General features: G+C 73.2%; 22 protein-coding genes. 5 read left to right on the top strand and 17 right to left on the bottom strand.

The window, feature by feature from the left end; translation table 11 throughout:
- The first annotated feature begins 168 nt into the window (after positions 1 to 168).
- Complete coding sequence (locus tag ACFWEE_RS27230) at positions 169 to 804, top strand: TetR family transcriptional regulator (RefSeq protein ID WP_386892980.1); 636 nt, start codon at positions 169 to 171, stop codon at positions 802 to 804.
- A 145-nt stretch (positions 805 to 949) separates the two neighbouring features.
- On the opposite strand, the gene ACFWEE_RS27235 is transcribed toward ACFWEE_RS27230, so the two are convergent.
- The 12 genes from ACFWEE_RS27235 to ACFWEE_RS27290 all read right to left on the bottom strand — a co-directional run bounded on the left by ACFWEE_RS27235 (position 950) and on the right by ACFWEE_RS27290 (position 15,803).
- Positions 950 to 2,266, bottom strand: a complete 1,317-nt coding sequence (locus ACFWEE_RS27235; protein ID WP_386892982.1) for an MFS transporter — start codon at positions 2,264 to 2,266, stop codon at positions 950 to 952.
- The gene (locus ACFWEE_RS27240) at positions 2,263 to 3,258 is read right to left on the bottom strand and encodes a transaldolase family protein (protein WP_386892984.1); all 996 of its coding nucleotides are present in this window, start codon (positions 3,256 to 3,258) and stop codon (positions 2,263 to 2,265) included. The genes ACFWEE_RS27235 and ACFWEE_RS27240 overlap by 4 nt, the downstream gene beginning before the upstream one ends.
- A 61-nt stretch (positions 3,259 to 3,319) precedes the next feature.
- Positions 3,320 to 4,705 carry a dihydrolipoamide acetyltransferase family protein gene (locus ACFWEE_RS27245; protein WP_386892986.1) on the bottom strand — a complete coding sequence of 462 codons (1,386 nt, stop codon included), beginning with the start codon at positions 4,703 to 4,705 and terminating at the stop codon, positions 3,320 to 3,322.
- A gap of 10 nt (positions 4,706 to 4,715) precedes the next feature.
- Positions 4,716 to 5,711 (bottom strand): alpha-ketoacid dehydrogenase subunit beta, encoded by a 996-nt coding sequence (locus tag ACFWEE_RS27250; RefSeq protein ID WP_386892988.1) that lies wholly within the window; start codon positions 5,709 to 5,711, stop codon positions 4,716 to 4,718.
- 1 nt (position 5,712) lies between these two features.
- Positions 5,713 to 6,780: a pyruvate dehydrogenase (acetyl-transferring) E1 component subunit alpha gene (gene pdhA / locus ACFWEE_RS27255; protein WP_386892990.1), complete on the bottom strand. Its 1,068-nt coding sequence runs from the start codon at positions 6,778 to 6,780 to the stop codon at positions 5,713 to 5,715.
- Entirely contained in the window at positions 6,777 to 7,979 is a 1,203-nt protein-coding gene (locus ACFWEE_RS27260) for a serine hydrolase domain-containing protein (protein ID WP_386892992.1), read from the bottom strand. Before ACFWEE_RS27260 ends, pdhA begins: the two co-directional genes overlap by 4 nt.
- Positions 7,980 to 8,007: 28 nt before the next feature.
- Entirely contained in the window at positions 8,008 to 8,694 is a 687-nt protein-coding gene (locus ACFWEE_RS27265) for an HAD-IA family hydrolase (RefSeq protein WP_386892994.1), read from the bottom strand.
- The gene (locus ACFWEE_RS27270) at positions 8,679 to 9,530 is read right to left on the bottom strand and encodes a sugar phosphate isomerase/epimerase family protein (protein WP_386892996.1); all 852 of its coding nucleotides are present in this window, start codon (positions 9,528 to 9,530) and stop codon (positions 8,679 to 8,681) included. Before ACFWEE_RS27270 ends, ACFWEE_RS27265 begins: the two co-directional genes overlap by 16 nt.
- Positions 9,527 to 11,740 (bottom strand): ROK family protein, encoded by a 2,214-nt coding sequence (locus ACFWEE_RS27275; RefSeq protein ID WP_386892998.1) that lies wholly within the window; start codon positions 11,738 to 11,740, stop codon positions 9,527 to 9,529. The genes ACFWEE_RS27270 and ACFWEE_RS27275 overlap by 4 nt, the downstream gene beginning before the upstream one ends.
- Positions 11,737 to 12,939, bottom strand: a complete 1,203-nt coding sequence (locus ACFWEE_RS27280) for a sedoheptulose 7-phosphate cyclase (protein WP_386893000.1) — start codon at positions 12,937 to 12,939, stop codon at positions 11,737 to 11,739. Before ACFWEE_RS27280 ends, ACFWEE_RS27275 begins: the two co-directional genes overlap by 4 nt.
- 133 nt (positions 12,940 to 13,072) lie before the next feature.
- Entirely contained in the window at positions 13,073 to 14,023 is a 951-nt protein-coding gene (locus tag ACFWEE_RS27285) for an aldo/keto reductase (protein ID WP_386893002.1), read from the bottom strand.
- 130 nt (positions 14,024 to 14,153) lie between these two features.
- Complete coding sequence (locus ACFWEE_RS27290; protein WP_386893004.1) at positions 14,154 to 15,803, bottom strand: FAD-binding oxidoreductase; 1,650 nt, start codon at positions 15,801 to 15,803, stop codon at positions 14,154 to 14,156.
- A gap of 310 nt (positions 15,804 to 16,113) precedes the next feature.
- On the opposite strand from ACFWEE_RS27290, the gene ACFWEE_RS27295 reads away from it, so the two are divergent.
- Genes ACFWEE_RS27295 through ACFWEE_RS27305 form a run of 3 tightly spaced genes read left to right on the top strand, consistent with a single transcriptional unit; the run spans position 16,114 to position 18,837 of the window.
- Positions 16,114 to 16,647 (top strand): VOC family protein, encoded by a 534-nt coding sequence (locus tag ACFWEE_RS27295; protein ID WP_386893005.1) that lies wholly within the window; start codon positions 16,114 to 16,116, stop codon positions 16,645 to 16,647.
- A complete protein-coding gene (locus ACFWEE_RS27300) occupies positions 16,647 to 17,099 on the top strand; it encodes a nitroreductase/quinone reductase family protein (RefSeq protein WP_386893006.1) in 453 nt (150 codons plus the stop codon). The genes ACFWEE_RS27295 and ACFWEE_RS27300 overlap by 1 nt, the downstream gene beginning before the upstream one ends.
- 55 nt (positions 17,100 to 17,154) lie before the next feature.
- Positions 17,155 to 18,837: an AMP-binding protein gene (locus tag ACFWEE_RS27305; protein ID WP_386893008.1), complete on the top strand. Its 1,683-nt coding sequence runs from the start codon at positions 17,155 to 17,157 to the stop codon at positions 18,835 to 18,837.
- A 121-nt stretch (positions 18,838 to 18,958) separates the two neighbouring features.
- Here the strand turns inward: ACFWEE_RS27305 and ACFWEE_RS27310 are convergent, their stop codons facing one another.
- The 4 genes from ACFWEE_RS27310 to ACFWEE_RS27325 form a co-directional block, all read right to left on the bottom strand.
- Positions 18,959 to 20,254 (bottom strand): MFS transporter, encoded by a 1,296-nt coding sequence (locus tag ACFWEE_RS27310; protein WP_386893009.1) that lies wholly within the window; start codon positions 20,252 to 20,254, stop codon positions 18,959 to 18,961.
- 269 nt (positions 20,255 to 20,523) lie between these two features.
- Positions 20,524 to 21,294: an SDR family NAD(P)-dependent oxidoreductase gene (locus tag ACFWEE_RS27315; RefSeq protein WP_386893011.1), complete on the bottom strand. Its 771-nt coding sequence runs from the start codon at positions 21,292 to 21,294 to the stop codon at positions 20,524 to 20,526.
- A 158-nt stretch (positions 21,295 to 21,452) separates the two neighbouring features.
- Positions 21,453 to 22,190 carry an HAD family phosphatase gene (locus ACFWEE_RS27320; RefSeq protein WP_386893012.1) on the bottom strand — a complete coding sequence of 246 codons (738 nt, stop codon included), beginning with the start codon at positions 22,188 to 22,190 and terminating at the stop codon, positions 21,453 to 21,455.
- A gap of 71 nt (positions 22,191 to 22,261) precedes the next feature.
- Positions 22,262 to 22,864, bottom strand: a complete 603-nt coding sequence (locus ACFWEE_RS27325) for a ScbR family autoregulator-binding transcription factor (RefSeq protein ID WP_386893013.1) — start codon at positions 22,862 to 22,864, stop codon at positions 22,262 to 22,264.
- A 300-nt stretch (positions 22,865 to 23,164) separates the two neighbouring features.
- On the opposite strand from ACFWEE_RS27325, the gene ACFWEE_RS27330 reads away from it, so the two are divergent.
- Positions 23,165 to 24,109, top strand: coding sequence for a ScbA/BarX family gamma-butyrolactone biosynthesis protein (locus tag ACFWEE_RS27330; protein ID WP_386893015.1), 945 nt, complete (start codon positions 23,165 to 23,167; stop codon positions 24,107 to 24,109).
- A 199-nt stretch (positions 24,110 to 24,308) separates the two neighbouring features.
- Here the strand turns inward: ACFWEE_RS27330 and ACFWEE_RS27335 are convergent, their stop codons facing one another.
- Positions 24,309 to 24,794 carry a GNAT family N-acetyltransferase gene (locus tag ACFWEE_RS27335; protein WP_386893017.1) on the bottom strand — a complete coding sequence of 162 codons (486 nt, stop codon included), beginning with the start codon at positions 24,792 to 24,794 and terminating at the stop codon, positions 24,309 to 24,311.
- Positions 24,795 to 24,813: the final 19 nt, after the last annotated feature.

The raw sequence follows: 24,813 nt of genomic DNA on the forward strand, positions 1-24,813 counted from the left end.
CTGCCTCCTCCGCTTCGTCGTACCGTGCATCGCAACCATAGCGAACGTTTTCTTTTTTTCTCGGACTTCGCTCCTACTTCCTGGAGTCGGGTGGGGTGCGCATCTCCCGGGCCGTCACGATGCACGGGGGGAGCGCCCTCGACCGAGCAGCGAGAAAGAGTCGATGACATGCAAGAACGAGCCGCTCACACCCGCGGCGCGCTGATCGAGTCCGCAGCCGCGGAGTTCGAGCGCGCGGGTTACGACGGGGCGTCACTGGCTCGGATCAGCTCGGCCGCGAGGGCCTCCGTCGGGGCGCTGACGTTCCATTTCCGGACCAAGGCCGCGCTGGCCGACGCCGTCTGCGCCGCCTCGCAGGCGGGCACGGCCCTCCTCGTCAGCCAGGCGCTGACCAGTCCGGAACCGCCGCTGGTCGCTCTGAGACACCTGGTGACCGGACTGACCCGGCTGGTGGAGACCAGCGTGGTCGCCCGCGCCGCGGCCCGTCTGCGCCACGAACTCCCCGGCGTCCCCGTGTCCGCGTCCCCGGCGCTCGACTGGCCGGTGGCGCTGACCCTGCTGGTCAAGCGGGCCCGGCGGGCCGGCAGTCTGAGGGAGGGAGTGGCGCCGGAGGTGGCGGAGACCCTGGTCCACCGGTTCATCGAGGGCACCGGCGTGCACGTACGCGGCCTGGCGCGGAGCGGGTCGGCCGGGCTCGGGGCGACGGCGGAGCAGCTCTGGGAACTGCTGGAGCACAGCATCGCGAAGATCCCCGACGGCCGGGAGAAGATCCCCGACGGCCGGGGGAAGACCCCCGACGCCTGAGGGCGGGTCCCGACGCCCGAGGACAGGGCGCCCGAAGAACCGGACCCGGCCCCTCCCGCCCTAAACCCGTCTCCCCGCCGGGCTCGGGCGCCGGGCGGGGAGACGGGTTTCGGGCGGGAGGGAAGACCGGACAGGGTGGCGGGCTTCAGCCGCGGGCGGCCAGGTCCAGCTGGATGTCGGCGAGCGAACGGTTCTTCGTCTCCGGCACCTTCACCGCCACGAAGGAGTACGCGCCCGCGGAGACGGCCGCGAAGAACCAGAACACCCAGGAGACGCCGACCTCGTCGGCGACCGGCAGGAAGAGCTGGCCGACCACGAAGTTGGCGGCCCAGTTGACCAGAGCGCAGAGCGCTCCGCCACGGGCCCGGGCGTCCGGCGGGAAGAGTTCGGCGGCCAGGATCCAGAAGACCGGCCCGAGGCCGACCGCGAAGCTGCCGACGTACGCGACCATGCAGACCAGCGCGAGCAGATGGGGCAACGGGCCGGACGGCAGCGCCATGGCCACACCCAGGACGACGAGCGAGGCGGCCATGCCGGCCAGCGAGAACAGCAGCAGGGGGCGGCGGCCGAGACGGTCGATGAGCGGAATGGCCGCGACCGTCATCACGACGTTGATCACACCGATGACCACGGAGTACTGGATGGAGTTCCCGGCCGGCAGCCCGGCCCTGGCCATGATGCTCGGTGCGTAGTAGATGATGCTGTTGATGCCGCCGAACTGCTGGACCGCCGCGAGCGTGACACCGATGACGAGGGCCCGCCGAACCGCCGGGTCGGCGAGCGGGAGCCGGGTCGCCGGAGCCCGCCGCGCGGCCGGCCGCTCGTCCGCCCGTCGGCGCAGCCACTCCGGGCTCTCCGGGATGAACAGCGTGCCCACCAGCATGGCCACCGAGGGGATCAGCCCGATCGCGAACATGGCCCGCCAGTCGGCGTTGCCGGAGAACGCCAGGTTGACCAGGTAGGACACCAGGATGCCCACGGTGAGCAGGACCTGGTTGGCCGTCACCAGCTGGCCGCGCAGCCGCGGCGGGGCGATCTCCGCGAGGTAGAGCGGGACGATGGTCGAGGCGCTGCCCACGGCGAGGCCGAGGATCACGCGGGCGGCGACCAGGCTCGCGAAGTCGCGGGACGCCACCGCGCAGGCGAGGCCGAGGGTGAAGACGAGGGCCACCGCGATCAGTACCCGCTTGCGCCCGAACCGGTCGGCGGGCCGCCCGCTGCCGAGGGCGCCGGCCGCCGCGCCGACGAGCAGCGCCGAGATGACGGTGCCCTCCTGGAAGGAGGAGAGCGCGAAGTCCTCCTTCAGGAACAGCAGCGCGCCGGAGATCACCCCGGTGTCGAAGCCGAACAACAGGCCGCCGAGTGCGACGACCGCCGTGGCCGTCATCAGCCGGCGCGGCGGACGCGAGCGCGCCACCGGTGCGCCGGAGCCGGGCGAGGGCGGTGAGTCCTGGAGCGTCATGCCACACCTTCCGGGGTCGGGGTCCGGGTGAGTACGGGGGAGAGGGGCTCGCCCTCCAGCCGGAGGGCCACGTCGTCCGGACATATGCCGAACCACCGCAGGCACGCGTCGAGATGGCCGGCCCGTTCGCCGATCCGGTGGGCGCTCCGCGGGCGGGGGCGCAGGCCGGCCACGCGGCCGAGTGCCGCGGTGGTGACGGCGACCGGGGCGTCGGGGGCCCCGAGTTCGGCCGCGTATCCGGTCACCGGGTCACCGCCGGACACACCGTCGCCGAGATCGGTCCAGACGAGGCGCAGCGGTACCGCGCCGGCCGCCGCGAGGTCCCGCCAGACCGGTGATCCGACGGGGTCGAAGACGCGGTCGAGCGCGAACCGGGCAAGCCGGGCGGTGAGCAGGGCGGCGGTGCCCCGCAGCGCCTTCGCCTCCTCACCGCCGGCCAGGTCGAGGAGGGCGTCGACCCGTACGTCGAGCGGGCGCAGCCCGAACGCCACGGTGGAGGCGAGACGCGCCAGATCCTCGCCCCGGGCCTCGGCGCGCCGCAGCGCCGCGAGGTAGGCGGCTGCCGCCTGTTCGCACCTGCGGACCGAGTAGCAGGTGGCCAACTGGACCGGTACGCCCCGGTCGAGCAGGGCGGACATGTCGGCGATGCCGCGGTCGGTCGCGGGGAGGGCGACGGCCACCCGGGGCCGGTCCACCCGGGCGGCGAACTCCGCCGCCCGCTCGGCCGGACCGCGGCCGTCGGTGCCCGGCGGAGGCGGAGCGGCGACGACCGTCCCGTGGTGCCCGTCCCGGCCGCCGTCGTGCGGCGGGGTGAGCAGCGCGCAGGCCCGCCGCACGGTGTCCACCGTGGTGGCCGGCCCCAGAAGGACCCCGTGGACCGGTGCCCCGGCCGCGTGCTCCGGCAGCCGGCCGGACCGTACGGGCTCGTCCGATTCCCGCAGGTCGAGCCAGAGCGGTACGGTCCCCGCCTGTTGGGCCCGCGTACTCTCCATCTCTCTTTCCCTCCCGTGTTCTCCGGTCGCCCGGATGGCAGCCGTCGGCGTGGCCCCGTCCTCATCCATGGGTGAGGAGACGCCGTGGGTCGTGCAGCACGGAGGCGACGTCCGCGAGGAACCGTGAGCCCAGCTCGCCGTCGACCAGCCGGTGGTCGAAGGAGAGCGCGAGCGTGGTGACCTGGCGGGGCACGACCTTGCCCCGGTGGACCCACGGGCGGGGGGCGATCGTGCCGAGGGCGAGGATCGCCGCCTCGCCCGGGTTGAGGATGGGGGTCCCGGTGTCGATGCCGAAGACCCCGATGTTGGTGACGGTGAGCGTGCCGCCGCTCAGGTCGGCGGGCGTGGTGCGGCCCTCGCGCGCGGTGGCCACCAGCGAGCCGAGCGCCGCCGCCAGCGCGGGGAGGGTGAGCGACTGCGCGTCCTTGATGTTCGGGACGAGGAGCCCGCGCGGCGTCGCCGCCGCGATGCCGACGTTGACCCGGTGCTTGAGCACCGTCTCCTGGCGCTCCTCGTCCCACGAGGCGTTGACCGACGGGTGGCGCCGCACCGCGAACAGCAGCGCCCGTACGGCGATCAGCAGGGGGCTCACCCGCACTCCGGCGTACTCCGGGTCCTGCTTGAGCCGTTCGACGAGTCGCATGGTGCGGGTGACGTCGACGGTGACGAACTCCGTCACGTGCGGGGCGGTGAAGGCGCTGGCGGTCATGGCCCGCGCGGTGGCCCTGCGGACGGCGGTGGCGGGTACCCGGGTCTCGTCCGGCGTGGCCGCCTCGACCTCGGGTGCCTCGACCTCGGGCGCCTCGGCCGGGGGCGCCTCGGCCGGCCGAGGCACCGGGACGGCGGCAGCCGCGCGCACGTCGTCCCGGGTGATGTCGCCGTGCGGGCCGGTGGGCCTGACCTGCCCGATGTCGACCCCCAGGTCCCGGGCGAACTTGCGTACCGGCGGCTTGGCCAGGGGGCGCGGGACGTCCTGGCGGGAGGCCGGGGCGGCCGGCGCGGGAGCGGCCGGAGCCGCGACGACGGGGGGAGCCGCGACGCCCGGGGGAGCCGGGGGAGCCGGCGGGCACACCGGCCCGGTCGGGCGCCGGGGGCGGCGCTTCGTCGAGGACTCGGCCGCGCCGTAGCCGACGAGGACCGCCCGGCGGGCGGGAGGCGCGGCCGGTCCGGGGGCGGCCTCCGAGGCGGCCGGGACCACCGTGAGGATGACCTCGCCCACGTCGACCTTCGTGCCCTCGGGGAACCGGATCTCGTGGACCGGCCCGGCGAACGGGACCGGCAGTTCGACCAAGGCCTTGGCCGTCTCTATCTCGCAGACGACCTGGCCGTCCGTCACCTCGTCGCCGGGGGCGACGAGCCAGCGGACGATCTCTGCGTCCCTCAGTCCTTCGCCGACGTCGGGCAGCCGGAACTCGTGGGGCCGCACCGTCGTGTCCGTCGTGGTCATCGGAGCTCCTTCATGCCGCGAGCGCGCGGTCGACCGCGTCCAGGACCCGGTCCAGACCGGGCAGGTACGCGTCTTCGAGTCGTGAGGGCGGATAGGGGCTGTGGAAGCCGCCGACGCGCAGCACCGGTGCCTCCAGCTGGTAGAAGCAGCGTTCGGTCACCCGGGCGGCGATCTCGGCCCCGGCTCCGAAGAACACCGGTGCCTCGTGCGCGATCACCAGCCTGCCGGTGCGGCCGACCGAGCGGACGAGGGTGTCGAAGTCGATCGGGGAGATCGACCGGAGGTCGACGACCTCCAGGTCGTGCCCTTCCTCGGACGCGGCAGCCGCCGCGTCCAGGCAGGTGGCGACCATCGGCCCGTACGCGGCGAGCGTCAGATCGCTGCCCGCCCGCACCACCCGGGCGCCCTGCGGGTGCGGCCGGGCGGCGACGTCGACCTCGCCGGTGTCGTAGTACCGGCGCTTGGGTTCGAGGAAGATCACCGGGTCGTCACTGCGTACGGCCTCCTGGAGCATCCAGTAGGCGTCCGAAGGGTTCGACGGGGACATCACCCGCAACCCGGCGACGTGCGCGAACAGCGTCTCGGGCGACTCCGAGTGATGCTCCACGGCGCCGATCGCCCCGCCGTACGGGATGCGGATGACGACGGGCAGCCGGACCCGGCCACGGGAGCGGGCGTGCATCTTGGCCAGCTGCGTGACGATCTGGTCGTACGCGGGGAAGACGAACCCGTCGAACTGGATCTCCACGACGGGCCGGAACCCGTTCAGGGCCAGCCCGATCGCCGTTCCGACGATCCCCGACTCCGCCAGCGGCGTGTCCATGACGCGTTCGTCGCCGAAGTCCTTCTGCAGCCCGTCGGTGACCCGGAAGACTCCGCCGAGCCGGCCGATGTCCTCACCCATCAGAAGGGTCCGGGGGTCCTCGGCGAGGGCGGTGCGCAGGGAGGCGTTGAGCGCGGCCAGCAGGGTCATCCGCTCGGTGCCCGCGGTCGGTGCGGTCGTCATCTCAAACCTCCTGGACGAAGGACGCCTGGTAGACGTCGAACGCGGCGCGTTCCTCGTCGACCAGCGCGTGCGATTCGGCGTAGACGTGGTCGAACAGGTGGTCCGTGCCGGGTACGGGCAGGGCCCGTACGGCCGTGCGCACCCGGGTCGCGAGCACATCGCCGGCCGCTTCCGTCTCGGCGAAGAAGGCGTCGTCGGCCGCCCCTTCGGCCCGCAGCAGGCGTTCGAGCCTCAGCAGCGGGTCCTTCGCACGCCAGCTCTCCACCTCGGCGGCGTCCCGGTAGCGGGACGGGTCGTCGGAGGTGGTGTGCGCACCCATCCGGTAGGTGAACGCCTCGATCAGGGTGGGACCCTCGCCCTGGCGGGCCCGCTCCAGGGCCCGGCGGGTCACGGCCAGCGTGGCGAGCACGTCGTTGCCGTCGACGCGTACGCCGGGAAAGCCGAAGCCCTGTGCCCGCCGGTACAGCGGTACGCGCGACTGGCGCTCGTTGGACTCGGAGATCGCCCACTGGTTGTTCTGGCAGAAGAACACCACGGGAGCGCCGTACACGGCCGCGAAGTTGAAGGCCTCCGACACGTCGCCCTGCGCGGTGGCCCCGTCGCCGAAGTAGGCGACGACGGCGGACTCCGCGCCCTTCTTCGCGAGGCCCATGGCGTATCCGGTGGCGTGCAGGGTCTGGGAGCCGATGACGAGGGTGTAGAGGTGGAAGTGGTGCTCCTGCGGGTCCCAGTCGCCGTTGTCGACACCGCGGAAGAGCCTCATGAGGGCGAGGGGGTCCAGGCCCCGGCCCATCGCGACGGCGTGCTCCCGGTAGCTGGGGAAGGCGTGGTCGTCGTCGCGCAGCGCCCGTACCGAACCGACCTGCGCGGCCTCCTGTCCCAGCAGGGAGGGCCACAGGCCGAGTTCGCCCTGTCGCTGAAGGGTGACGCCCTCGGCGTCGAACCGCCGCGCCAGCGCCATGTCCCGGTACAGGGAGCGCAGTTCCTCCGGGGTGGCGTCCAGCGTGTACTCGGGGTGCTCGACCCGGACGCCTTCCGGGGTGAGCAGGCGTACGGTGCCGTCGCTCATGCCCGTTCACCCAGACCGAGGTCGGCCATCGACGCGGCCACGGCCTTGACGATCGAGGACGCGCGCTTGTCGTCGGGGCCGAGGGCGATCAGCCGGTTCATGATGTACGAGACACCGGCCTTGGCGCGCGGCCAGGCCTGGTTGGCCGAGCCGCCGGCGCCGTCGTGGCCGAAGGAGTCGCCGTCCACGCTCGGGCGCGGGTTGGTCCGCAGGCGGTACCCGCCGCCGCCGTACACCATGGGGACGTCGATGAGCTGGTCCACCTTGCTCACCCAGGGGGCCCGCGCCTCGTCGAGCAGACGGCGGGACAGGAGCACCGGCCGGTCGTCGGCGGGGCGGGCCGCGTCGGCGGCCAGGATGCCGTACAGGGTGGCGAAGGCGCGGGCCGAACCGTAGGCGTTGGCGGCCGGGATCAGCGTGAAGCGGCGGTCCGGCCGGTTCCAGATCTCCTCGTCCTCCGGGAAGGGCACCGGGTTCTGCCAGATCCGCTGGGTGAGCGGGTCCTCGCTGGTGAAGTAGCCGGTGAACTGGTCGCGGAAGCCGACTCCGTACTCGGTACGGGCGACCAGGTGCTCCAGCTCGGGGGCTATCCCGAAGGAGATGCCGAGGCCCAGCGGATCCGCTATCTCCTCGGCGAAGAACCGGTCGAGGGTCCTGCCGTCGACGCGCCGGACGACCTCGGCGACGATCCAGCCGGTCGCGTACGGCCCGTACAGGATGCCCTCGGCGCGCGGGTCGAGGTCCTGCTCCTGGTCGGCGAGGAGCTTGGCCATCAGCTCCGGGTCGCCCAGGTCGCCCTGGGAGAGCGGAGCGGCGACGGCCGGCATCCGGGCGGTGAAGGTCACCACCTCGCGCAGCGTCACCCGCTCCTTGCCCTTGGCCGCGAACTCCGGCCAGTAGTGGGCGACCGGCGTGTCCAGGTCGATCCGGCCGCGGTCGACGAGCACCAGCAGGGCCGTGGCGAGGATTCCCTTGCTGCCGGAGAAGATCAGCTGACGGGTGTCGCCGTGCCACGGGACACCCCGGACGGGGTCGGCCGGGCCGCCCCAGAGGTCGACGACGAGTTCGCCGTCGAGGGTGACGGCCACGGCGGCGCCCTGCTCGTCGCGCTCGGCGAAGTTGCGGGCGAACTCCTCGCGGACCCGCTCGAAGCCTGGGGCGACGTGGCCGTGGACGGTTGTTGCCTGGTCGATCGGCATGTCGGGGCACTCCATTCGATGAGGGATGTCAGACGGGGAGGACGGGCGTGCGGGTGGCGACGGGCTCGGGGAGCACCAGGCGCAGGCCGTCCGCCGCAGAAGAGGCGCAGCTGACGGCGGTGAAGTCGGCTATGCGGGGGCGGCCCTGGGCGGCGGGGCCGTCGTGGTCGCCGACGACCACCGGGTAGCAGCCCGCCGCGCGGGCGGCGAGCAGACCGAGTTCGGCGTCCTCGAACACCACGGCGGACGCCGGGTCGGCGCCGAGCAGGGCCGCCGCCTTCAGGAAGCCCTCCGGGGACGGCTTGCCCGCCGCGACGTCGTCGGCGCTGACGAGCACGCCGGGCAGGGGAAGCCCCGCCGCGGCCATGCGCCGCACGGCCAGGTCCCGGCCGGCGGAGGTGACGAGGGCCCAGCGGTCGGCGGGCAGTGAGGCGAGGAACGCGGCGGCGCCCGGTACGGCGACGGTGCCGTCGGTGTCCGCGACGTCCTGCGCGACCAGCCAGGCCGTCTCGGCCGCCACGTCGGTGCCGGCGGGCGCGTGGGCGGCCACGGTCTCCGCCGTGCGCTGTCCGTGCGCGGAGGCCAGGACCTCGGCGGCGTCGAGCCCGTGCCGCGCGGCGAACCGGCCCCAGGTGCGGGCCACGGCCGCGGTGGAGTCGACGAGGGTGCCGTCCATGTCGAAGAGGAGAGTCTGGGCAGTCAGTACGACGGGCACGGCGGCGCCGCCTCCATTCGTTGTCGGTCCAGCCCGAGGGCGAACGCCCGGGCCCGGTCGAGGTCCGCGCGGAGCCGGGCGGAGTCCCCGTCGCGGTGGTCGTTCTCCAGCACGAGCGCGGTCACCCGGGGCAGGTGGCGGGCCACCGCGTCCACCGTCGCGACGAGGTTCCCGTCGCCGTCGCCGAGGAGCGGGGTGGCGGTGGTGCTGCCGGCGAGGCCGTCCTTGAGATGGATCCGGCCGTCGAGCAGGGGCGCGGTCCTCGCCACCAGCTCCGGGACGTCGAGCCCCTCGGCGACCGGGTTGTACGTGTCCAGCAGCAGCCGGAACCCCTCCTGGCCGACCGCGTCGGCCAGCCGGAGCGCCAGGTGCGCGGGCAGGACGTTCTCGCTGGCCAGGAGCAGACCCGCCGCCCGCGCGCGTTCGGCCGCCGGGCCCAGTACTTCGGCGGTACGCAGCAGATCCGCCTCGTCGCGGATGGCGCTGCGCCGGAAACTGGGCACGAAGACCAGCGGGGCGCCGAGCTCCCCTCCCGCGTCGACGAGCCGGGCCAGCACGGTCCGCACCCGCGCCGCCTCCAGGGTCCCCGGCGCGGCGGTGACCCCGATGTCGTTGAGGAGGTTGGCGGTGACCCCGAGCGGGACCACGCCCGCGGACCGCGCGGCGGTACGCACCCGGGCGAGGCGCCCCGGCGCGTCCAGCCGGGGGCCGCGTCCGGGCCCGCCCAGGTCGAACTGGATTCCGTCGACGCGGTGGCGGAACGCCAGGTCCACCGCCTCCACGCCGCGCACCGGCAGCCGCCAGTCCACGACACCCGTCAGCACCGGCCGGCTCATGTCCCCGCCGTCCGTACGGCGAGCTTCACCAGGCGGCGCCCGTCGACGACACGGGTTTCGCCGCGGGCGAGAGCGGTCAGCGTCCGCGCCGCCCCGGCGAAGTCCATCTCGTGGGTCACGAGGTCGGCGTAGCGCTCGGGGTCGTGGCAGAGCTCGGCCGCCGCGTACTCCAGGTGCTCGTTGGCCACGCCCCGGTGGCCGAGGACGGTGACCGGCCGGCCGTCGGACGCGGTCAGCCGGGCGACGACGGGCGGGACCGGCATACCCCCGCAGTTGGCGGCACGCACCTCGGACAGGTCGACACCGGGGAACCGGTCGCTGTGCGCGGGCCGGCGCAGGCCGCCCACCAGATCGACGGCGACCTCGGAGCCTTCCGTGGCGCGCAGGGCGAGTTCGAGGCTCGGAAGCGTCGCGGGGGCGGGCGTGGCGATCAGCACCGCGACCCTGCGGCGGCGGAGCACGTCGTCGAGCTCCCCCGTCTCCAGCCCCGCCCGGCCCACCCGGTGGTCCGCCCCGTACGGTGCCTGCCGGCTCCACTCCAGGCCCTCACCGGTGTGGTGCACGTGGACGGTGCGCACGGTGTCGCCGAGCCAGCGTCGGGCCGTCCGGACGGCCAGGTGGCCGACCGTGCCGTCCCCGACGACGAGCAGGGTGTCGGGGACGTGCGGGCCCAGGGCGAGCGAGGCGTACCGCACGACCGCCAGCGGCTCGACGAGCGCGGGCAGGGCCCCCGGCGGGACGGCGTCCAGAGCGACGACGAGGCCGCCGCGCACCGCGCTCGCCGGGACGAGCATCCGGGCCTGGAGCATGCCGTCCACGTTGTGCCCGAGCAGGAACGACGGGTCGGTGGGATGCGTGGGGTTGACGACGACGAGGGCACCGGGGGTCAGCCGGGGGTCGTCCACGCCCGGCCCCACCGCGACGATCCGGGCCACGCCCTCGTGGCCGAGCACCGGTGCGCCGTCGTCCCGCAGACCGCGCAGGATCTGCAGATCGGTCCCGCAGACCCCCGCCACCTCGGGCGCGACGACGATCTCGCCGGGACCGGGGAGCGGGGTGGGCCGCCGGCGCACGTGGACGGCGTCCCCCTCGCGCACGAGTGCGGGATGGGTCCCGCCGGACCCGCCGGACCCGGCGGGACCGGCCGGGGCAGGCGTCCCCCCGGGGGCGGCGCCGGCGGTGGGCAGGCCCAGGGCCGCGATGCCCGCGCCGATGAGGCCGTTGGCCTCGCCGGGGGCGCAGACGGTGATGCGGTCGGGGAGCCAGGCCGGGGCGAGCTCTCCGGTCAGGTACAGCCCCTGGCGCCGGAGGTGGCCGAGGACCGAGGTCCGGTAGTGGTCGCCGAGCCCGGTCGCCACGCCCCCGCTGAGGGTCAGTTCGTCCAGTTCGGGGTCGAGACAGAGCGCGGTGCGCAGCAGGTCGGCGACGGGTTCGGTGGACGCGTCGAGCAGCTCGCGCGCCAGCGGGTCCGCCGCGTCGAGGGCGGTGGCCAGCGCGGACTCGAAGGACCCGCCCGCGGCCATCTCCGCGCCGAGCCGGGACGGCTCCCAGCGTTCGGGCACCCGGCGCATCAGGACGTCGGCCATCCGCCGCAGACCGGGGCCCGACGCGTACGAGGAGACGTGCCCCGGGCGCCCGCAGTCACACCTCAGCTCCACCGGGGCGCCCGCCAGCCGTGCCGTGGCGGGAAGGTGGCCGACCTCGCCCTGGAGGCCGCTGCCGTCGGTGGCGATGGCGCCGGTCCGCAGGTCCACCGTCCGGCAGGCGATGCCGGAGCTGATGGTCATCAGCAGGACCTTGCGGTACGTGCTCCGGTGCGGCGCCGCCGCGAAGTGCAGCAGGGCCGCCGTGACGTCGTTGACGACGTGCCAGCGCACGTCGGGGCGCCGGGCGCGCAGGGCGCCCCGCAGGTCCAGCGGAGTGGTGTCGTCGCCGAAGAGCGGCGCGGAACCGTAGACGGTGCCCGTGCGGTGGTCGAGCGCCGCGCCGAAGGAGATCCCGGCGACGGCGCCGGGCGAGCGCGGCACCACGTCGCACAACGTGCTGATGAGCCGTTCCTTGAGCTCCGCCACGGCGGTGCCCGGATTGCGGAGCCGGCTCGGCGACGGCTGGACCAGCGTGTCGCCGAGCCCTTCGGAGGGCGACCAGGACGCGCTGCGCACGTGCGTGCCGCCCACGTCGACGACGGTCAGGGTGACGGGCGAGGTCATCGGGCCGGGCCGTCCGCGTGGGCCTGTACGAACGCGAGGGCACGGGCCAGCTCGGACGGGGTGACGTCGTTGACGAAGACGCAGGAGCCGATGCCGTCGGTCAGCGGGAGGCGCTGCTGACCGTCGCGGTGCTTCACGGCGTCGGCCAGGCCGACCTCCAGGAGCCGGGGCGTGAACACCGGGTGGGTCAGCGGCAGCCCGCAGCCGGCTATCAGGTTCAGCGCCCGGTGGGCCTCGGCCTCGGCGAGGTGACCGCGCCCGACGGCGAGCGCGAGGCAGACGGCCATGTCGACGGCGACGGCCTCGCCGTGCAGCAGCGGGGGATCGGCGAGCAGCTCCAGCGAGGGGCTGAAGGTGTGCCCGTAGTCGACGGAGCGTTCGAGCACGCCCTCCCAGAGGTTGGGCTCCAGCTCGTCGAGCATGCCCGCGATGGCCCGGGAGACGATCTCGCCCGCGGCGGAACCGCAGTCCGCGAGCGTCTGGCTGGTGATCAGCTCGACGTTCTCCTCCAGGATGCGGAAGAGCGCCGCGTCCTTGATGAGGGCCATCTTGATGATCTCGGCGAGGCCGTTGGCGATGTGCCGGTCGTCGACGGTCCGCAGGAACTCCGGGTCGATCAAAGTGGACTCGGGGGCGAAGTAGGTGCCCAGGCGGTTCTTGTGGGTGCCGTGGTTGACACCGGTCTTCACCCCGACACCGGCGTCCACCTGGCCGACGAGCGTGGTGGGGACGCGCACGTAGGGCGCACCCCGGCGGTAGAGGCTCGCGGCCATGCCGACGACGTCCATCAGCACACCGCCGCCGACCACGACGACCCGCTCGGTCCGGCGCAGGATGCCCATCTCGGTCATGGCACGGGTCACCTCGACGACCTGTTCGAGGTTCTTCGTCTCCTCGTCGCCGGGCATGACCTTCCAGACCGCGTCGACCTTCCAGGCGTCGAAGTAGCTGTGCAGGCCGGGGCCGTACAGCTCCTCCACGGCCTGGTCGACGACGATCAGGGCCCGTACCCCGATGCGGCCGTCGGCGCCCACGGCGCGGGCGAGCACGGGGTTCACGGGGTTGAGCAGGCCGCGGGTGAGGGACACCTCGTAGCCCACCGGCTGCTGGGACTGGACGTACCAGGTGAGGCCCGGCGGGCGCGGGATGTCGAAGGCGGACGCGGGGTTGTGGGGGCGGATCGTGGTGATCTCGGACATCGCTGGCTGACTCCGTCTGCAGTGCGGTCGAGGATGCGGAAGGCTGCTCCGCCCGCGCCGGCCGGGGATGTTCCCGGGCGGCGCGGGCGAAGCGGGTTCCGGCGGGGATCACCCGGCCGGAGAGGAGGCGGGATCAGGCCTCCGGAGCCCCCATCGGGGCGGGCAGGGCGTCGAGTTCGGCGACGTCCTGGGGCGTGAGGTCCAGCGCCGCGGCACCGGCGTTCTGGACGAGGTAGCGCTCGGTCTTGGTGCCGGGGATCGGAACGATGTGCTCGCCCTTGGCCAGCAGCCACGCCAGGGCCACCTGCGCGGGCTCCGCGCCGTGCCGGCCGGCCACGGCGCGCACCACGTCGACGATCGCCTTGTTGTGGGCGAACGCCTCCTCGGTGAAGCGCGGCTGCGTGCTGCGCCAGTCGTCCTTCGGGAGGTCGGCGGGGTTGGTGAAGGCGCCGGTGAGCAGGCCGCGGCCCAGCGGGGAGAAGGGCAGGAACGCGATGCCGTGCTCCACCGTGTACGGGAGTACGTCCTCGAAGGCGTCCCGGGTGAAGAGGGACGCCTCGGACTCGACGGCGGCGACCTCGTGGACGGCCTGGGCGGCGCGCACCTGGTCGAGCGTCACGGCGGAGAGTCCGAGCGAGCGGATCTTGCCCTGGCGGACGAGCTCGCCGAGCGCGCCCCAGCTCTCCTCCAGCGGTACCTGCGGGTCCACCCGGTGGAGGAAGTACAGGTCGATGTAGTCGGTGCCCAGGCGGCCGAGGCTGGCCTCGACGGCGGCGGTGAGGTGCTCGGGGCGGCCGTTCAGGCCGAGCCCCTCCTCGCCCACGACGAGGCCGCCCTTGGTGGAGAGCACCGCCTCGTCGCGGCGGCCCTTGAGCGCACGGCCGACGAGCTCTTCGTTGGTGAAGGGGCCGTACACGTCGGCGGTGTCGATCAGGTTCACGCCGAGGTCCAGGGCGCGGTGGATCACCGCGGCCGAGGCGTCGTCGTCCCAGCCGTGCGGGTCGTAGCCGAAGGACATGCCCATCGTGCCGAGACCGATGCGGCCTACCGAGGGGCCCGAGGTGCCGAGGGTGGTGGTGCGCATGGGAGTTCACTCCTTGTGGTGATTCTTCGGTGGCCGGCCGGAAAGCGGCCGGCCGTGCGGGTGCGTGGGGGTGTGGGGGGTGGCGCGCGGGTGGGGGCGGCCGGGCGCGATGCCGGCCGGCCGCGCGGGGTCAGGGCTGGATCGACTGCCGGTGGTGGAAGACGTTCCGCGGGTCCCAGGCGCGCTTCACCTGCTGGAGCCGGGCGTAGTTGCCCTTCCAGTACAGGTCGTGCCACGGCACGGCCGAGGTGTTGAACGCCGCGTCCGACAGGTCGCCGTCGGGGTAGTTGATGTAGCAGCCGTCCGTCACGGCGTTCGGCACCGGGACGCCGCCGGTGTCGCCGTAGACGTCCCGGAAGGCGTCGCGGACCCAGGCGATGTTCTTGGCGTCGTCCTTGGTGTCGTACCAGAGGCTCTCGAAGTTGGCCTTCATGATCGCGTCACGCTGGGCGACCGCGGTGGCCGTCGGCGAGATGGACGAGATCCGGCCGCCGGACGCGGAGAGCACGACGCCGCTGAGGGGGCTGGGGCCGTCGGTGCTCGTGAGGTGCTGGTACATGGCGTCGATCTGCCGCTGGGGCGTGACGGTGCGCAGGTGCGACGACTTGTGGATACCGCGGGTGGTCGGGTCGAGCTGGGTGGGGGAGATCGAGCCGATGTAGCGGGTGGCCCGCAGCCAGGGCAGCAGCCGCGTCGTGGTGTACGCGGAGTCCACCACGCCGGACGGACGGGAGGTCGCGGAGCTCAGGCCGAGGGCCTGGTCCATGCCCGCGAGGAAGTCGGAGACCACGGCCGCCGCGTCGGGCAGCGAGGCGTCGATCTGGACGACGGCTCCCATCGAGCCGCTGTCGCGGTGGTTGAGCATCAGCCACGAGTACAGCGAACCCGCAGTGGTGCCCGGGGTGTTGTGGGTCTCCAGCCACCGGCCCCAGTAGGTGACGAGCCGGCTGAAGCCGTCCTCGGTGACCTTCTCCCAGGGCCAGTTGGTCAGCGTCGCGTACACCTGCGACGGCGCCTTCGGCAGCAGGTTTTCCGGGGTGCCGGTGGCACCGGGCGTACGGAACCAGAACCTGGTCACGATGCCGAAGCTGCCGCCGCCGCCACCCGTGTGGGCCCAGAACAGGTCGCGCAGCGCGGAGTCCGAGGAGTCCCGCGCGGCGACCACGCTGCGGACCGAGCCGTCCGCGGCCACCACGACGACCTCGACGGCGTGCAGGTGGTCGACGGTCAGGCCGTACTGCCGCGACAGGTTGCCGAAGCCGCCGCCGGTGATGTGCCCGCCGACGCCCACGCTGTGGCAGATGCCGCCGGGTATGGTCACGCCCCAGCCGTCGTACAGCGCTTCGTAGACGTCGAGCAGTGTGGCCCCGCCGCCGACGGCGAAGGCGTTCATGGCCTTGTCGAAGGTGACGTCGTTCATCAGCGCCAAGTTGATGTTGATCTTCACGTCGGCGTTGAAGACGAAGTCCTCGAAGCAGTGCCCGCCGCTGCAGACCGACAGCTGCTTGCCCGCGGCGACGGAGTCGCGGACCGCGGTCACCACGTCCGCCGTCGTCCTCGGGAGCACGATCTTGTCCGGGCGGGCCTGCCAGCGCTGGTTCATGCCGGAGGAGAGGTCGGGGTAGCGGGAATCGGACGGTGCGACGGTGACACCGGTCGTGCCGGCCGCAGCCGCCGCGTCCGCCTGGGCGGCCCGCGCCGCCGGAGCCGCCGCCACCGTGGCGACGGCGGCGGCGAGAGCGACTCCCGACCCCGCGCCGACGAACTGTCGACGCTTCATTTCATTCAACATCTTCGTCGTTTCCTGGTGTCCGGTTTCGATGAATGGAATTCCAGCCCGTGAAACACAAGCGAAGGGCTGATGGAGGGGCGGCTCTGTCCGATCGATTGCTCCGCGCCGAACGACATCCCAGCAGGGGTCCGCGCGCCGGCGCCACCTCCCCGAATCCACTTCGGCAGGTCCGGAGACTTCCGGAACTCGGCCTTGTCCGGGGGGATTCGGGGACGCACTCTCGTGCTGGCCCGGGCTCACGCACGGGCGACACCAGGCCGGGCCGGCCGACGGCCCGGCCCATGAGGACGGAGTCCCGTTGAACAAGATCCCCGGAGCACGCGCCGTGCACCATCTCGCCTACACCGTGCCCGACCTCGACCAGGCGGTGGACTTCTTCACCGAGGTGATCGGGGCCGAACTGGCCTACCGGCTCGGCCCGGTGGAGGACACCGAAGGCACCTGGATGACCGAGAAGCTGGGCGTGCACCGCGATGCCTCCGCGCAGATCGCCATGTTGCGCCTGGGCCCGACGACCAACCTCGAACTCTTCGCCTACACCTCGCCCGACCAGGACCGCACCCAGCCGCGCAACAGCGACTGGGGCGGGCACCACTTCGCCCTGTACGTCGACGACGTCGACGTGGCCACCGCGTACCTGCGCGAGCAGCCCGGCGTCACCATCCTGGGAGAGCCGGAGACCATCGTGGACGGGCCGATCGCCGGCGACCGCTGGGTCTACTTCACGACCCCGTGGGGCCTCAACATGGAACTCATCAACATGCCGACGGGAATGCCGTTCGAAAGCACCACGGAAACCCGCCTCTTTCACCCCGAAGGGGCGTGGCACTGATGGCGGAGAACACGGGCACCGTCGACGAGACGGTCAACAGCAATTCCTTCAACCGAAGCGTCATCCAGGAATTCCGCGAGAACTCCGGAAAGGTCGGGGGGTTCGGCGACATTCCGTTGCTGCTGCTCACCACGTCCGGCCGGCGCAGCGGCCTGGTGCGCACCACACCGCTCGTCCACCTGGAGCGCGACGGCCTGCACATCGTGTTCGCCGCCAACGGGGGCTCCCCCGTGCCGCCCGGCTGGTACCTGAATCTCGTCGCGGCCGGCCACGGCGTGGTGGAGGTGGGGACCCAGCGGTTCCCGGTGAAGCCCGTCGCCGTGCCGGAGGCGGATCACGAGGAGCTGTGGGAGCTGCAGACCGCGCAGGACCCGAACTTCGCCACCTTCCGCGACAAGACGGACCGGACCATCCCGGTCGTCGCCCTCGTCCCGGTCACGGACGCCGGCTGATCCCGTCCCGGGCGGACCCGGCCACGGCCCGCCCGCACTCCAGGAGGAACCCCGCATGATCACGCACCACTCTGCCGAGTTCCGGGCCGCCCGGGACTTTCTGCTCGCGCACCGAGAGGACTACGACACCGCGTACGCGGGCTTCCGCTGGCCCCGTCCGGAGCACTTCAACTGGGCCCTCGACTGGTTCGACGTCATCGCCCGGGACAACGACCGCCCGGCGCTGCGCATCGCGGAGGAGGACGGCACCCACCACAGCCACTCCTTCGCGGAGCTGTCCCGGCGCTCGGACCAGGTCGCCAACTGGCTGCGCATGCACGGCGTACGGGCGGGCGACCGGGTGCTGGTCATGCTCGGCAACCAGAAGGAGCTCTGGGAGTCTGCGCTGGCCCTGATGAAGCTGCGCGCGGTACTCGTCCCCACCACCACCCTGCTCAACGGGGTGGAGCTCGCCGACCGGCTGGAGCGTGCCGAGGTCCGCCACGTCCTCGCGCGGGCGGAGGACCACGCCACGTTCGCCGGGCCGGCGGGGGACCGCAACCTGTTCGCGGTGGCCGGCGACGGCGAGGCGGTCCCGGACGGCTGGCTGGACTACCGGGAGTCGTCCGAGGCACCGGCCGACTACCTGCCGGACGGACCGACGCGGGCCGACGACCCGCTGCTCCACTACTTCACCTCCGGCACGACCTCCAAGCCGAAGCTCGTCCGGCACACCCACGTCTCCTACCCCGTCGGCCACCTGACCACGATGTACTGGATCGGGCTGCGCCCCGGCGACGTCCACCTCAACATCTCCTCGCCCGGCTGGGCCAAACACGCCTGGTCGAGCCTCTTCGCGCCCTGGAACGCCGAGGCCACGGTCTTCGTGCAGAACTACACGCGCTTCGACGCGGGCCGTCTGATGACCGAGATGGACCGCGCGGGCGTCACCACCTTCTGCGCACCGCCCACCGTGTGGCGGATGCTCATCCAGGCCGACCTGGGGCAGCTGCGCACACCGCCGCGCGAGGCCGTGGCGGCCGGTGAACCGCTCAACCCCGAGGTCGTCGACGCCGTACGGCGTTCGTGGGGCGTGACGGTGCGCGACGGTTTCGGCCAGACGGAGACGACGGTGCTGGTGGCCAACACCCCCGGCGTTCCTCTCGTTCCCGGCTCGATGGGCCGGCCCAGCCCCGGGTTCGCCGTCTCCCTGCTGGACCCGGAGACGGGCCTGCCCGCCGACTCGGGCGAGATAGCCGTGCGGCTCGACGGCGCGCCCGTGGGCCTGATGGCCGGGTACGCGGGCGATGCCGGGCGCACCGCCGAGATCATGGCCGACGGCCACTACCGCACCGGCGACCTCGCCGAGCGGAGCCCCGACGGGCGCCTCACCTACATCGGACGCTCCGACGACGTGTTCAAGTCCTCCGATTACAAGATCTCCCCGTTCGAGCTGGAGAACGCGCTGCTGTCGCACGAGGCCGTGGCGGAGGCCGGCGTCGTGCCCGCGCCGGACGCGCTACGGCTGAGCGTGCCGAAGGCGTACGTCGTCCTGGCCGAGGGCTGGGAGCCCACCGCCGACACGGCCAAGCACCTCTTCGCCCACTCGCGCGAGACCCTTCCCCCGTACAAGCGGGTACGGCGCATCGAGTTCGCCGCACTGCCCAAGACCCTCTCGGGGAAGATCCGGCGGACGGAACTGCGCGACGCGGCGGAGCGCGGCGACGGGCTGGAGTACCGGGAGGAGGACTTCCGCTGACGGAGCCCCCCGGTGTCCAGCCGTGGGGGACCCCGCGTGCGCCGATGCCCTGCCCACCGTCCGGTACGACGGTGGGCAGGGCATCGGCGCGTCGGCGCACGGGGCGTCGGCCCGCGGCGCGTTACCGGGGAGCCGTCGGCGCCGGGAACCCGGAGGACGGGCTCTCCGGCGCGGGGTGCCGCGGCACCGGGCGTCCGGTCGCCGGGTGCCCGGCCGCGAGGTCCACGGCCTCCGGCCGTTCGGGCGCCAGGGGTTTGGCGTCGTGGCGGGAGAGCCAGGTCAGCGGCAGCGTGAGCACGCAGATGGCCGCCGCCGCGAGCGGCAGGGCCGAGAACCCGTGGGTGGCGGTGACCCCGCCCGCGACCGCGGCCCCCGCCGCGATCCCGGCGTTGCCCGCCGACGCCCCCAGCGTCGCCGCGAGGTCGCCTCCCGGACCGGCCCGGCGGATCGTCCGGAGCTGGAGGGCGGGTGCGAGCCCGAACCCGGCGAGACCCCACAGCGCCACGCAGATCCCGGCGCCGACCGGCCGGGGGCCGAGCTGGTGCAGCACGGTGAGCGCGGCGGCCAGCACCGCCGTCGCCACGACGACGGTGGGACCGGCCGCGCGGTCGGCGAAGTACCCCCCGACGGCCGTCCCCACGGACCCGGCGGCCCCGAAGACGAGCAGGTACACGCTGACGGCACCGCCCTGGACGCCCACCACTTCCTGCAGGTATCCGCTCAGCTGCGTGAAGGCCGTGAACATGCCGCAGAAGACCAGCACGGCCGTCGCCAGCAGGGCCAGGACCGGGGCCCTGGCGATGTGCCGGAACTGCTTGGCCGGCGACGACCGGGGGCCGTCGTCCGCCCCGGCCGGCGGCACCACGGCACGGACCAGCAGCAGCGCCGCGCAGGCGAGTACGGCGATGGCGAGGAACGCGTGCTGCCACGGCAGGACGTGACCGACGTACGTCGTCAGGGGGACCCCGAGCAGGTTGGCGACCGCGATCCCGCCGAACACCACGGCCACCGCACGGCCCTTGCGCTCCGCGGGGACGAGGCTCGCGGCCGTCGCGCAGGCGACTCCGACGAACAGGCCGTGGACGGCTCCGCCGAACGCCCGGACGAGGAACACGGCGGTGAAGCCGGTCAGCACGGAGGTCAGGGCGTTGGCCGCCGCGTAGGCGCCGAGCGCCGCGCAGAGCAGCAGCCGACGCGGCAGGCGGAGCGTCGCCGCGGTCAGCAGGGGGCCGCCCAGGCAGACGCCGAGCGCGTACGCGGTGACCAGCAGTCCCGCCGTGGCGGAGCCCACCTGGAGGCTCTTGGCCATCTTGTCGAGCACGCCGACCACGGCGAACTCCGCGGTGCCGACCACGAAGGCGCTGAGCCCCAGGACGGCGAGGGCCCGGGTGCCCCGGTCCCCGGCCGCCCGGGCCAAGCCTCCTCCGCCGCCACCCCGTGTCCCGTCTCCCGTTTCCCGCATCTCCACTCCACTCCTCCCGTAGCCCCGCACCGCGCCGCTCCGGCGTCGGTACCGGCCAGCTCACCAGCGACGCGCCCCGCTGTCCCCGCCGACTGACCCAAGTCGTCGCACAGCGGCGGAAGTCGGGGAGGCGGGGAGGCGGGGAGACGGGGCGGCGGGAAGGCGGGAAGGCGGGAACGCGGGGAGACGGCACCGCGGGGAGGCGCCGGGGAGCGGGCGGGTCGTCAGGCGGCCGTGGCGCCTCCGTCGACCGGCATCGCGGCGCCGGTCACGAAGGACGCGCCGTCGGAGCAGAGCCAGAGAGCCGCCGCGGCCACCTCCGCGGGCGAGGCCATCCGCTTCTGCAGCGCGTGAGAGGCGAACCGCTCCTCCAACCCGGCGTCCTGCGCGATGACTTCGTCCATCATCTCGGTCCGGGTGGCCCCGACGACCAAGGCGTTGACCCGGATGCCCGCGGTCCCGTAGTCGGCCGCGGCGGCGCGGGTCATACCCAGCACGGCGTGCTTGGCCGTCACGTAGGCGGCGCTGGCGCCCGTGGCCCGGGTGGCGGCGACGCTCGCGGTGTTGACGATCGCACCGCCCGATTCCTGCGCCAGCATGACCGGGATCTGGTGCCGCAGGCAGTTCCACACGCCGCGCACGTTGACGTCCATGGTGCGGTCGAAGACGTCGTCCTCGATCTCGTGCAGCCGGGTTCCGGCAGTGGCGTACCCGGCGTTGTTGAACGCGCAGTCGAGGCGGCCGTAGGTCTCGACGGTCCGTTCCACCGCCTTCCGAACGCTCGCCGGGTCCGTGACGTCGCCCTCGACCGCCAGGGCCCGCCCGCCGGCGCCGGTTATCCGGTCGGCGAGCGCGCGCAGCCGGTCGCCGCGCCGCGCGAGCAGGACCACCGCGGCCCCCGCGTCGGCGAAGGCGAGGGCCGCGGCTTCGCCGATGCCGCTGGACGCGCCGGTGATCATGGCCACCCGGCCGGACAGCAGGTGCTGGTCGCTCATGTTCTCTCTCCGCTGTGAGTCTGTACCGGCCGGATGGGAGTTGCCGTGCGGCCGGAGGGCACGGGCAGGGCTGCGCCGCCCGGGAGTCGCCGAGGCGCCCTGCCCGACGCGGCGGGAGCGCCCGTCGGGCAGGGCGGCGAGCCTGTGGTGCGTGCTGCTCAGGCCGTCCGGGCCGGGACCGGTCCGGAGGACGCGTCCCGGGCGCCCGTCCACACGGTGCCCCGAGCGGCCTCGGAGTCCAGGGTCCGCACCAGGTGCTCGTCGATCTCGTCCAGGGACGACACGAGGTGGCGCACCCCGGCCTCGTGCATCAACTGCCGCTGGTAGCTGTGCTCGTACGCGGAGGGGCGGCCGATGAAGGGGACGTCCAGCTCCCGGGCGGCCTCGGCCACCCGGGCGACGTCGTCGACGAACAGCACCTCGCCGTGGTCCAGTCCGAAGGCCTCGGTGATCTCCCGGATGCCGGGCCGCACGCTGTTGGTGCACACGTACCCCGGGCCGTCGAACAGGCCGGCCCAGGTGCCGAGGAACCGGTCGAAGTGCGCGGCGGACAGGCCCCCGTAGCAGACCGTCCGCAGCCCTTGTGCGCGCAGCCGCCGCACCAGGGCGATCGCTCCCTCGTCGACGACGACGGGATGGTCGACGAGGTAGGCGTCGCGTTCCTCGAAGTAGGCCGCCAGCGCCTCTTCGCCGGTCAGCTCCTGCGCCACCGCGGCGGCCATTCTCTCCCCTGCCACGTGCTGGGGCTGGGAGAAGATCTCCCGTTCGGTCGCGGCGGAGTAGACGCCGCCGCGACCGACGACGAAACCATGGATCACCGGGCTGAACGTGTCGTTCAGCAGCACACCGTCGATGTTGAGGGCGGCCAGCCGAAGTCGGCCCAGGTCGTGGGACATCGCTGCTCCTGGATACTGGATTTCCGGGCCGAGGGCGTGCCGGACGCCGGTGTGCGGCACGCTGCTCGGATTCAGGCGACGAGGGCGCGCAGGCGCTCGTGGCTCACATCGGTTCGGGAGACGATCGAGGGGACCGCGACTCCGGGCAGCAGGAGGCGCCACATCTTCATGGTGCGGTCGCTCAGGTCCTTCCGGCCGCTGACCACCGCGGAGAACATCTGCATGCCCGTACACGCCGCGGTGACGAACTCGCCCAGTTCTTCCGGGGAAACCCCGGCCTGGAGTTCGCCGTTGGCCTCCGCCTGGCGCAGACACTCGGCCATGATCCCCGCCCACGCCTGGTACGGGGTCGCGTCGGCCGTACCGAAGGTGGACTGCTCGCCCGTCAGGCGGACGCCCGCGCGCAGCAACGGGTCGACCTGCAGCTGGTGGGACCAGGACAGCGTGATGTCCACCAGGCGCTGCATGCCCGCCGAGTTGAGCTTCGGGACGATGGTCTGGGGCTGTGCGTTCATCACCGCACGCGCCAGGTGCTCCTTGGAGTCGAAGTGGAAGTAGAGGGCGCCCGTCGTCAGACCCGCCCGCTTCAGGATGAGGTTGATGCTCGCCCCGGCGTAGCCGAACTCGTCGAAAGCCTCGGCGGCAGCACGGAGAAGCTCCTCCCGTGTGTGCACCGCTCGCTCTTGTTTGGGGCCAGACACAGACCATCACCTTCCAGAAAAACGGAACGAATCTTATGTAGTTGGTTCGCCGACTGTGCTCACTCCCCCCTCCCGGCCCGATCATAGAGGCTACGGAGCAGTCCTGACACGGATGTCCTCTGGCGCACGAGCAGAACGCTCGCTATGTTTTACGCGATCTTGACTCCGCGAAAAGCGAATACTCCTTATGTTTGTAGCCGAGGGGCCCGCACGTTTCTCGCTTCGTTGGATCAGACGCACATCTGACATCACGACATCACAGGGGGACACACCATGCTCGGCACCACCCTGAGCAGAACGCCCGACGAGCACCGGCAGGACGAGTGGACCCGATCGGTCTCCGCAGCCGAAGTGCACAAGGCCGACCCGGGGGAGCAACTTCTCGTCGGCTGGCGGCCGAACGGGGCGGACCGGTTCGCGATCGACGCCCGGTGGCCGGCCGGGCACCGGTTCTACACCGGCCCCCGGGGCACCCGGGACCCTCTCCTGCTGATCGAGTGCGTGCGGCAGGCGATACCGATGCTCTGCCACGCCGCGTACGGCGTGCCCCCGGGCTTCCGTCAGGCGTGGTCGGACCTCCTGTTCGTCTTCGAGCCCGCGGTGCTCGCCTCCGGAGGTGTGTCCGAGGACGTCGAACTCGACGTCCTGTGCACCGACATCGTGCGGCGGGGCACGCGCATCGCGGGGATGACGATGTCCGTGCAGGCGTCGCTCGGGGGAGTCCCGGCGGCGCGGGTGCGGACCCGCTTCTCCAACCAGTCGCCGGTGATCTACGAGCGGCTGCGGGGGGCCTACACCGTCGAGGAGGCCCACGCCCGCGCGCTGGCGCCGGGGCGCCCGGTGCCGCCCGCGCTCGTCGGCCGCGAGCGCGCCGCCGACGTGGTGCTGTCCCCGTCCCCGGCACCCGACCGCTGGTACCTTCGCTCCGACCTGAACCACCCGATCCTCTTCGACCACCCCGTGGACCACGTGCCCGGCATGCTGCTGCTGGAGGCCGCACGGCAGGCGGCGCTCGCGGCCTCGCCGCCGCGGTCCGCGGTGCTCGGGATGAGGACGGTCTTCAAGCGGTACGCGGAGTTCGACACCCCCTGCGTCGTCGTCGCCGGGCGCGCGGGCGCCCCGGCCGGGCCGGAGGGCTCCCGCGTGACGCTGGTCACGGTCGAGCAGAACGGCGCGAGGATATTCGCCGCCGAGGTGTCCACGGCCCCCCTGGGCTGAGGTCCGCGGCGCCGGACCGGGTCGCGGTGTCCACGGCCCCTTCGACGGGGGCCCGCAGCGCCGGACCCGGTCGCCCGCCCTGACGGTCGCCCGCCCTGACGGTCGCCCGCCCGGACGGTGACCCGCCCGGACGGTAGCCCGCCCTGACGGTGTCCCGCCGCCCCGCCCCGCGGCCGAAGCGCGGGGCGGGCGCGGTGGTTCAGGACTCCTGGAGCGGCTTGGCCATGCAGATGCTGTTCTCGTACGTCCGGTAGTGGCCGAACTTCTCGCAGACCGTGTAGCCGCTCGACGTGTACAGCGCGATGGCCTCGGGCTGCTTGTCGCCGGTCTCCAGGACCATCCGCGTGCGGCCGGCGGCGCGGGCGTCCTCCTCCAGCAGGCCGAGGATGCGGCGGGCGAGACCTTGGCCACGTCCCTCGCGTATGACGAACATCCGCTTGAGCTCGGCGTCGCCGTCGGAGTAGCCCTCCTCGTTCCGCTCCATGGCGCGCCAGCCGCCGGTCGCCACCGGGCGCTCCCGCTCGTCGTAGGCGAGCAGGTACAGGCCGTTGGGGGGCTCGAACATGGTGGGGTCGAGGTGGGTCTGGTCGCCGCCGTCCTGGTAGCGCTCGATGTACTCGAGCTGGACCTCGTCGTTGAGCTTGACGGCGTCGGGGTGGTCGTACGACCGGCGCTGAATATTCACGCACGTAAGCGTACATATG

The sequence above is a fragment of the Streptomyces sp. NPDC060184 genome, from assembly GCF_042728795.1.
Taxonomy (GTDB): Bacteria; Actinomycetota; Actinomycetes; order Streptomycetales; family Streptomycetaceae; genus Streptomyces.